Origin of the sequence: Pseudomonas sp. p106 (genome assembly GCF_003936645.1) — a bacterium.
GTDB classification, from domain to species: Bacteria; Pseudomonadota; Gammaproteobacteria; order Pseudomonadales; family Pseudomonadaceae; genus Aquipseudomonas; species Aquipseudomonas putida_E.
On sequence record NZ_RHQR01000038.1, the window covers coordinates 1 to 8,171 of the forward strand.

Sequence of the window (8,171 nt, forward strand, 5' to 3'; positions counted from 1 at the left end):
GGAGCCGGCTTGCCGGCGATGGGCCGCAAAGCGGCGCTAAATCGCTTGAAAGACTGGCACTAGTCTTGAGGTGGCGTTTGCGCGTTCGGCAGGCGATCAATAATCGTCTTTATCGAACCGCCGCGCTTCGCGCTGCAACTGGTATACGAAGCTCTCTATCTTGCGCTGCGCCTGGCCATTGAGGTTATGGAAACGCACGCCGGCAAAGGTGGTGTTGATCCGCTCTTCGTGATGCAGGTGGCGCAGCTCGACCATGGTGTCCACCAGCCCCAGCGGGTTGCTGGCCTTGAAGCGCTCGTAAACCTGGCCCAGTTGCAGGCGCTCCTCGACATTGCCTTCAAAGCGCAGTTTGCAGCCCGTGGCGGAGATGTCCAGCAGCTTGCCGCGCAAAGCGCCATTGCCCTTGAGGTGGGTGCCGTCGAGAATCACATCGACCAGCTGCGACAGCTTCAGCGCGGCGCGAAATGCATTGCGGCGCTGGTGGTAGGTCATCTCGTCCGGCAGGGCACCGCGGTATGAGCGGTGGCCATCGACCTCGGTGATCCTCAGTTCGTGGTTGCACTCCCACGCAATGCGTACGCCGTCATGGAAACCTTCGACGCGGAACGGCTCGCCGTTCTCGATGAATTTTTCGCCATCGCGCGGGATCATCTCGTCCAGCGCCAAGGTATTGCTGTCACGGTCCACATGAACCACGTAGCTCTGAAAGCGCTGGCTGCGCTCATGGAAGGTGATGATCAAAGGATCATGGCTCTCCATCAACTGGCGCAGGTTGGCCGCAATCTCCAAAGGAGTGTTCAGCACCTTTGGCGGCTGCGGAGCATCGGTCTCATTGAACACGGGTTATCAATCTCCAGGCAAAAACGACACACGCAAGTAACGGCATTTTGCCAGTATGTTCCGTGCCTTGATAGAACTAATCACACTTGGCTGAGCGCCCGGGGCTTGGCCAATGGCGAGGTGGCGCCACGGCTGTCGTAGAGCGACGGAGAGTCGCCGCCCATGAGGATTCTGATCTGGTTGGCTGTGACGTGCTGTTGTACCTGAACGATCCTGCCATTGGTCTCGTTGACCTTCTGACAGGTTTCCATCAATTCGGTCAGCACGTTGAGTTGTTGCATGATGACTTCACCGTTCGGCGACTGCGCAGCGACGGCCTGCACCCCGGCGCGGTCGGCGCTGAGGCCGAGGCTGGTGAGCAGGTGATTGCGTCGCAGGCCTTGCTGCTCGAGCAGAACGATCAGCGACTGCTTGCGGGCCAGAATGCCCTCCAGCGGCGCCATATCGCGCCCGTGCAGGGCGACTGCCTCCTGCTCAAGCAGGTCGAGCAGCTCCTGGGTAGGGGCGATGTCGTCTTCGATCAGTTGCAGCAATGTGATGTCGTGCATGGCTAACTCTTGGCTTTTTAAGCGTCCGTGAAGTCAGCGCGCCGAACGGTCAGCGCTGGGCTTCGAAATCGAGCAGTTTGCTGGCGACCCGGCCGGCATCGACCTGGTAGCTGCCATCTGCGATCGCCTGTTTCAACTGTGCCACGCGGGCATTGTCGACAACGGGCTGGTCGCGCAGCTTGTCGCTGACCTTTTGCAACTGCTGGGCCTCTTGGCTGAGGTGTACCGCTTCTCCGCTGGCGCTTGCGCTTTTCGGCGCGGTGGTTTCGCCGGACTTGTCGGCGTTGCCGGGCGCGGCATTGCCGCGAACGCCGCCCGTGATGGACGGAGAGTTATTCAAACGACTGAAGTCGATGACCATGATCAGAAACCCCTGGGTATTTGGACGCTTGCCATGTTTTCGGCCATCCCGAAAGAAACTTTAGGCACAAATGCTTAGCCGCCTGTCGGCAAGCCCGCGAACCCGTTCTGGCACAGTTTAGGAAAAGCGGTTGCACACCGCCAGCCCAATCTACATGGCGACCTCCACTTGGCCGGGGGCTGTGACTCGGGCCTTCACTACCCGCTGCGAATTCAGGTTGCGCACCCGGATCTGTTCGCCCTGGCCGCCCTTGCTGAGGGCCTCGCCGGGCATACGTACGGCGAGGCTGCCGCTGCGGGCGATGATCACCACATGATCGCCCTTGCGTATCACTTCGGCCTGCTCCAGGTGCTGCGGGGTCAGCACCTGGTCGATCACCGTCGGGCGCAGCATCTTCATGCCGACCGCCTGGTCGAGGTCGGTGAGAAAGCCTTGGGTGAGGGTGCCAACGTCACGTTCGCGCAGGGCCACGTCACCTTCGCCAACGATATTCTGGCGCTTCAGCGGGCGGGTAACCACCACCACATCGCGGAACAGCCGCACTGTTGCCGGTACGAAGACGGTCCACGGCGCGGCGCCGTTGCAGGCTACACGTATCGTTACACGCCCCAGTGGCTGCGCCGGGCTTTCCAGCGAGGCGTCCAGTTGCTGGCTGCACAGGGGCATGCGCAGGCGCGGGTCGAGCGAGTTGACCTGTATTTCGTAGCGGCCTGCTGTCTGGGTCGTGGCCAGGTAATCCTCTACGGTGAATTCAAGAAACCCTTGGGTGACACCGACAAGCTGTTCAGGCAAGGTAACCGCGTCCGCCAGCGTGCGAGCGCCGGGTGCCAGCAGGCACAGCGCAGCCAGCGAGCCGCTCAGCAGGTGCGTCAGTCGTCGGAAAATTGTCGTTTTCGTGTACATGACGCTCAAAAAAGCAAAGCCCGTGCCGACTCGCTGTAGGAGTGGCTACGAAATGGCAGAAAGAAAAAGGAGTCAGGCATGGCGGGGGTAATGGATTCAGTCAACCAGCGCACACAGCTGGTTGGGCAGAATCGCCTGGAATTGCTGCTGTTCCGCCTCAACGGCGCGCAGCTTTACGGCATCAACGTGTTCAAGGTCCGCGAGGTGCTGCAATGCCCTGAGCTGACCGTGCTGCCCAGGTCCCACCCGGTGGTGCGTGGTGTGGCCAACATTCGTGGGGCGACCATCCCGATTCTCGACCTGTCGATGGCCACCGGTTTGCCCGGGCTGAAGGAAGAGACTCGCAACAGCTTCGTGATCATCACCGAGTACAACACCAAGACCCAGGGTTTTCTGGTGCACTCGGTGGAGCGCATCGTCAACATGAACTGGGAAGAGATCCACCCGCCACCCAAGGGCACTGGCCGCGACCACTACCTGACTGCGGTCACCCGGGTGGACAACCGCATGGTTGAAATCATCGACGTGGAAAAGGTGCTGGCCGAGGTGGCGCCGTCGTCCGAGTCGGTGTCAGCCGGTGTGGTCGATGCCGACACGCAGGACAAGGCCGTACTGCTGCGTGTGCTGACCGTCGATGATTCGTCGGTGGCGCGCAAGCAGGTCAGCCGCTGCCTGCAGACGGTCGGTGTCGAGGTGGTGGCGCTCAATGATGGGCGCCAGGCCCTGGACTACCTGCGCAAGCTGGTGGACGAGGGCAAGCGGCCGGAAGAAGAGTTCCTGATGATGATTTCGGACATCGAGATGCCAGAGATGGACGGCTATACGCTGACGGCCGAGATCCGCAGTGACCCGCGCATGCAAAAACTGCATATCTGCCTGCATACTTCGTTGTCCGGGGTGTTCAACCAGGCGATGGTCAAGAAGGTCGGTGCCGATGACTTCCTGGCCAAGTTCAAGCCGGACGACCTGGCCCAGCGCGTGGTCGACCGGATCAAGGCAACGCATTGAAGTAGCCGGGAGGCGACTCCCGGTACCTGTGATTGAAAAGAGGCCGCAGTAGTGTCTACGGGTAATTTGGATTTCGAACAGTTCCGGGTATTCCTGGAGAAAGCCTGTGGCATCCTGCTGGGTGAGAACAAGCAGTACCTGGTCTCCAGCCGTCTGAACAAGCTGATGGAGCAGCAGGGCATCAAGAGCCTGGGTGAGCTGGTGCAGCGCATCCAGGCCCAGCCACGTGGCGGCTTGCGCGAGCAGGTGGTGGATGCGATGACCACCAACGAAACCTTGTGGTTTCGCGATACCTACCCATTCGAAGTGCTGAAGAACAAGGTCATTCCCGAGTTCATCAAGAACAACCCCGGCCAGCGCCTGCGCATGTGGTCGGCGGCCTGCTCGTCGGGCCAGGAGCCGTACTCCATTTCGATGGCCATCGATGAGTTCGAGCGCAGCAACCTGGGCCAGTTGAAGATGGGTGCGCAGATCGTTGCCACCGACCTGTCCGGTTCGATGCTGAACAACTGCAAGACCGGCGAGTACGACAGCCTGGCGATCGCCCGTGGCCTGTCCCAGGAGCGCTTGCAGCGCTACTTCGACACCAAGGGGCCAGGGCGCTGGGCGGTGAAACCGGCCATTCGCAGCCGGGTCGAGTTCCGCTCGTTCAACCTGCTCGACAGCTATGCCGCGCTGGGCAAGTTCGACATCGTGTTTTGCCGGAATGTGTTGATCTATTTCTCGGCACAGGTGAAGAAAGACATCTTGCTGCGTATTCACAGCACCCTGAAGCCGGGTGGGTATCTTTTCCTGGGGGCGTCCGAGGCGCTCAATGGTTTGCCGGACCATTACCAGATGGTGCAGTGCAGCCCGGGAATCATTTACCAGGCCAAGTGATGGGCTGCGGGCTGTTTTGGGAAGCCTGACATCGAGCGCCGCCAGCGCGGCGTTCGATCTCAAGAAACCCGCACTCTAAAAGCAGTCCTTTTGCACCCCGTCGCCACTCACGCCGCTTGACGTCAATTTTTTGTTTTGCCGCTTTTGCCGCCCGGCAATTGCCGCTTTCCCGTCTACAGGCGGAAGCCTTTTGCCGCTTTTCTGGCATCGCGCCATCAGCCATCCCTGCTCCAGCCCAATGTTTCCGGCCTTTCAAAACATTGGCACAGCCCTTGCTATAGCTTGGCCAACGATATTCCGGTCAACCTTCGAAGGTTTCCCCGACATGAGCATCAGTTTCGACAAGGCGCTTGGCATCCATGAAAAGGCCCTGGGCTTCCGCGCCCAGCGCGCCGAAGTGCTGGCCAACAACATCGCCAACGCTGACACGCCCAATTACAAGGCGCGTGACATGGACTTCTCTTCGGTGCTCGCCGCCGAGAGCCAGAAGCAGCAGAGCGGTGGCCGCTTTGCCATGGACCGTACCAACAGCCGCCACATCGAGGCCGAAGGCCTGGCAATGGCCGACGACACGCTGCAGTACCGCACGCCGACGCAGCCGTCGATCGACCAGAACACCGTGGACGCCCAGATCGAGCAATCGAACTACACGGAAAACGCCATTGGCTTCCAGGCCAGCTTCACCTTGCTCAACAGTAAATTCAAAGGGCTGGTATCGGCCTTGCGAGGAGAATGACCATGTCCCTGTCCAGTGTCTTCAACATTGCCGGTAGCGGCATGAGTGCGCAGAACACCCGCCTCAACACCGTTGCTTCCAACATCGCCAACGCCGAGACCGTTTCGTCGAGCATCGACCAGACCTACCGCGCGCGGCACCCGGTGTTTGCCACCACCTTCCAGAATGCGCAAGCCGGCGGTAGCCAGTCGCTGTTCGAAGATCAGGGCGAGGCAGGGCAGGGTGTGCAGGTCAAGGGCATCATCGAAGACCAGAGCAACCTCGAAGCACGCTACGAACCCAACCATCCGGCGGCGAACAAGGACGGATACGTCTACTACCCGAACGTCAATGTGGTCGAGGAGATGGCTGACATGATCTCCGCCAGCCGAGCGTTCCAGACCAACGCCGAGCTGATGAACACCGCCAAGAACATGATGCAGAAAGTGCTGACCCTGGGTCAGTGATAAGGAATCCAGACCATGGCAGTCGATAGCAGTAGCGGTGTGAACCTCAATGATGTCCTGACAGCGTCGGGTGTCGGTGGTACCGCCAAGAAAGCCACCGATACCGCGTCCAAGACCGGTACCGACGCGCTTGGCAAGGACGCGTTCCTGCAGTTGCTGGTTACCCAGATGCAGCACCAGAACCCGCTGGATCCGCAGGAAAATGGCGAGTTCGTGGCCCAGTTGGCGCAGTTCAGCAGCCTTGAAGGCATCACCTCCCTGAACGAATCGGTCAGCAGCATCACCAATGCCATGGCCTCGTCCCAGGCGCTGCAGGCCTCGTCACTGGTCGGCCGTTCGGTGGTAGTGCAGAACGACAAGGCGGTGGTCGATACCACTCAGAGCTTCAATGCGCAGTTCGTTGTGCCGCAGGCAATCAGTGAAGCGAAGATCACCATCAAGGACAAGGACGGCAACACCGTCAAGACCATCGAGTTGGGTGAGCAGGCAGCCGGTTATGCCGACTTCATCTGGGATGGCACCAACGACAGTGGCGAGAAGGTCGACCCGGGTACCTACACCTTCACCGCCAGCACCACCGTGGATGGCCAGTCGGTGCAGATGAGCACGCTGCTGCCGGCCAAGGTGACCAGTGTCAGCTTCAATGCCACCGGCGAAATGGTGCTCAACCTTGCGGGCGTCGGCAAGGTCTCCCTCTCTGACGTACAAACCATCGGTATCTAAGGCCCGCTAGCGCGGCACAGGAGCGAATTCATGTCTTTCAATATCGGCCTTAGCGGTCTGTACGCAGCCAACAAGCAACTGGACGTTACCGGCAACAACATCGCCAACGTCAACACCACCGGCTTCAAATCCTCGCGTGCCGAGTTCGCCGACGTCTATGCCGGCGCCAATCGCCTGGGTGTGGGCAAGAACCAGGTCGGCAACGGCGTGCGTCTGGCGGCGATCTCGCAGCAGTTCTCCCAGGGTGACGTCAATAACACGGGCAACGTGCTGGACATGGGTATCCAGGGGCAGGGCTTTTTCGTCCTCTCCGACAACGGCTCGCGCGTCTACACCCGTGCCGGTGCTTTCCAGGCCGACAAGAACAACTTCGTGGTCACCTCGGACGGCCTGCGCCTGCAAGGCTACGCTGCCGATGCGACCGGCAAGATCCAGAAGGGCGTGCTGACCGACCTGCAGATCGATACGTCGGCGCTGCAGCCCAAGGCCACCACGTTGATCGACCAAGGCATCAACCTGAATTCGTCGGCCACCGACATTCCGTTGGAAATCGATGATGGTACGGGCGCCATGGTGCCGAACCTGCCGTTCGATCCTACCGACGAGACGACCTATTCCAAGTCGTTCCCGACCAAGGTGTACGACAGCCAGGGTAACGAGCACACCATGGAGCAGTTCTACCGCAAAACCGGTACGAACGAATGGACCATGTACACGTTGGTCGACGGTCGTAACCCGTTCGATCCTGCTTCCACCACGCCGCTGACCGGCACCATCAGTTTCAGCAGCGATGGTTCTGTCAGCAGCATGACTGCCGATAACACAGGGCACCCGGCGGGTGCATCGTTCACCGTGACCAACAACACCTTCACCATGACTGGTTGGGTGCCGGCAGTGGAAGATGCGGCGGGCAACTGGGCGTCCAATGGTGCTGCCGGCAACGCCGACGGCATGAAACTGTCGATGAACAGCACCACGTCCTACAACACCGAGACCGCGCGCATGTCGCAGTCCCAGGATGGCTACGCCACCGGTATCCTCTCGAGCCTGAGCATCGACTCCACTGGTGTGCTGTTTGCCAGCTTCAGCAACCAGCAGTCGCGCGCCATTGGCCAGGTGGCACTGGCCAGTTTCGCCAACGAGCAGGGGCTGCAGCAGATCGGTGGCACCCGCTGGACCGAAACCTTCTCTTCCGGCATTCCCGGCATCGATGAGCCCAAGACCGGCACGCTGGGTAGCGTCGAGTCCAATGCGCTGGAGGCTTCGAACGTCAACCTGACCCAGGAGCTGGTCGAGCTGATCAAGGCGCAGAGCAATTACCAGGCGAACGCCAAGACCATCTCCACCGAAAGCACCATCATGCAGACCATCATTCAGATGACTTGATGGTCGCGGGTTAATGGTGTGAAGGCGAACCCCTTTGTCGTGAAGGGGTTTGTCGTTTTTGCAGGAGTGTTTCATGAAAAGGTTGCTTGTCGCGTTGCTCGCTGCCTTCTGCCTGTATCAGGCGCAGGCCGGTACTGCGCCCTGGTGGCGCTGGGAAAGCCAGGTGGATGGGCGCCTGGTGTGCTCGCAATGGTCGCCGGGGGATGGCTGGAGGCGTTTTGCCGGGCCCTACAACAATGGCGGTTGCCGCGATCGGTGATTGCCTGCACCGGCCTCATCGCCGGCAAGCCGGCTCCCACAGGAATTGCGTTAACTTCTAGAAATTGGGTAAGACATTTGCC

General features: G+C 60.2%; 11 protein-coding genes. 7 read left to right on the plus strand and 4 right to left on the minus strand.

The features are described from left to right. Nucleotides 1-96: 96 nt before the first annotated feature. The 4 genes from EGJ09_RS26150 to flgA form a co-directional block, all read right to left on the minus strand. The gene (locus EGJ09_RS26150) at nucleotides 97-840 is read right to left on the minus strand and encodes a flagellar brake protein (RefSeq protein WP_125925158.1); all 744 of its coding nucleotides are present in this window, start codon (nucleotides 838-840) and stop codon (nucleotides 97-99) included. A gap of 80 nt (nucleotides 841-920) precedes the next feature. Further along, nucleotides 921-1,388: a flagella synthesis protein FlgN gene (locus tag EGJ09_RS26155; protein ID WP_125925159.1), complete on the minus strand. Its 468-nt coding sequence runs from the start codon at nucleotides 1,386-1,388 to the stop codon at nucleotides 921-923. A 49-nt stretch (nucleotides 1,389-1,437) separates the two neighbouring features. Beyond that, nucleotides 1,438-1,749 carry a flagellar biosynthesis anti-sigma factor FlgM gene (gene flgM, locus EGJ09_RS26160; protein WP_046785380.1) on the minus strand — a complete coding sequence of 104 codons (312 nt, stop codon included), beginning with the start codon at nucleotides 1,747-1,749 and terminating at the stop codon, nucleotides 1,438-1,440. Nucleotides 1,750-1,899: 150 nt separating this feature from the next. Beyond that, nucleotides 1,900-2,652, minus strand: coding sequence for a flagellar basal body P-ring formation chaperone FlgA (gene flgA / locus EGJ09_RS26165; RefSeq protein WP_125925160.1), 753 nt, complete (start codon nucleotides 2,650-2,652; stop codon nucleotides 1,900-1,902). A 78-nt stretch (nucleotides 2,653-2,730) separates the two neighbouring features. Here flgA and EGJ09_RS26170 point away from each other — a divergent pair, with 78 nt between their 5' ends. The 7 genes from EGJ09_RS26170 to EGJ09_RS26200 all read left to right on the plus strand — a co-directional run bounded on the left by EGJ09_RS26170 (nucleotide 2,731) and on the right by EGJ09_RS26200 (nucleotide 8,089). Continuing rightward, on the plus strand, nucleotides 2,731-3,660 hold the full coding sequence (locus EGJ09_RS26170) for a chemotaxis protein CheV (protein WP_125925161.1): 930 nt from the start codon (nucleotides 2,731-2,733) through the stop codon (nucleotides 3,658-3,660). A gap of 51 nt (nucleotides 3,661-3,711) precedes the next feature. After that, nucleotides 3,712-4,539 (plus strand): protein-glutamate O-methyltransferase CheR, encoded by an 828-nt coding sequence (gene cheR, locus EGJ09_RS26175; protein WP_012315563.1) that lies wholly within the window; start codon nucleotides 3,712-3,714, stop codon nucleotides 4,537-4,539. A 325-nt stretch (nucleotides 4,540-4,864) separates the two neighbouring features. Continuing rightward, nucleotides 4,865-5,275 (plus strand): flagellar basal body rod protein FlgB, encoded by a 411-nt coding sequence (gene flgB / locus EGJ09_RS26180; protein WP_012315562.1) that lies wholly within the window; start codon nucleotides 4,865-4,867, stop codon nucleotides 5,273-5,275. Nucleotides 5,276-5,277: 2 nt separating this feature from the next. After that, on the plus strand, nucleotides 5,278-5,721 hold the full coding sequence (flgC, locus tag EGJ09_RS26185) for a flagellar basal body rod protein FlgC (RefSeq protein ID WP_012315561.1): 444 nt from the start codon (nucleotides 5,278-5,280) through the stop codon (nucleotides 5,719-5,721). 15 nt (nucleotides 5,722-5,736) lie between these two features. Further along, nucleotides 5,737-6,444, plus strand: coding sequence for a flagellar hook assembly protein FlgD (flgD, locus tag EGJ09_RS26190; protein WP_125925162.1), 708 nt, complete (start codon nucleotides 5,737-5,739; stop codon nucleotides 6,442-6,444). A gap of 30 nt (nucleotides 6,445-6,474) precedes the next feature. Further along, on the plus strand, nucleotides 6,475-7,830 hold the full coding sequence (flgE, locus tag EGJ09_RS26195) for a flagellar hook protein FlgE (RefSeq protein WP_125925163.1): 1,356 nt from the start codon (nucleotides 6,475-6,477) through the stop codon (nucleotides 7,828-7,830). Between the two features lie 73 nt (nucleotides 7,831-7,903). Then, nucleotides 7,904-8,089, plus strand: a complete 186-nt coding sequence (locus tag EGJ09_RS26200) for a hypothetical protein (RefSeq protein ID WP_125925164.1) — start codon at nucleotides 7,904-7,906, stop codon at nucleotides 8,087-8,089. Nucleotides 8,090-8,171: the final 82 nt, after the last annotated feature.

Excerpts from the sequence above, each read along its gene's own strand:
- EGJ09_RS26155 (WP_125925159.1), bottom strand. The coding sequence starts at position 1,388 with ATGCACGACATCACATTGCTGCAACTGATCGAAGACGACATCGCCCCT.
- flgM (WP_046785380.1), bottom strand. The coding sequence starts at position 1,749 with ATGGTCATCGACTTCAGTCGTTTGAATAACTCTCCGTCCATCACGGGC.
- flgA (WP_125925160.1), bottom strand. The coding sequence starts at position 2,652 with ATGTACACGAAAACGACAATTTTCCGACGACTGACGCACCTGCTGAGC.
- EGJ09_RS26170 (WP_125925161.1), top strand. The coding sequence starts at position 2,731 with ATGGCGGGGGTAATGGATTCAGTCAACCAGCGCACACAGCTGGTTGGG.
- flgB (WP_012315562.1), top strand. The coding sequence starts at position 4,865 with ATGAGCATCAGTTTCGACAAGGCGCTTGGCATCCATGAAAAGGCCCTG.
- flgC (WP_012315561.1), top strand. The coding sequence starts at position 5,278 with ATGTCCCTGTCCAGTGTCTTCAACATTGCCGGTAGCGGCATGAGTGCG.
- flgD (WP_125925162.1), top strand. The coding sequence starts at position 5,737 with ATGGCAGTCGATAGCAGTAGCGGTGTGAACCTCAATGATGTCCTGACA.
- flgE (WP_125925163.1), top strand. The coding sequence starts at position 6,475 with ATGTCTTTCAATATCGGCCTTAGCGGTCTGTACGCAGCCAACAAGCAA.
- EGJ09_RS26200 (WP_125925164.1), top strand. The coding sequence starts at position 7,904 with ATGAAAAGGTTGCTTGTCGCGTTGCTCGCTGCCTTCTGCCTGTATCAG.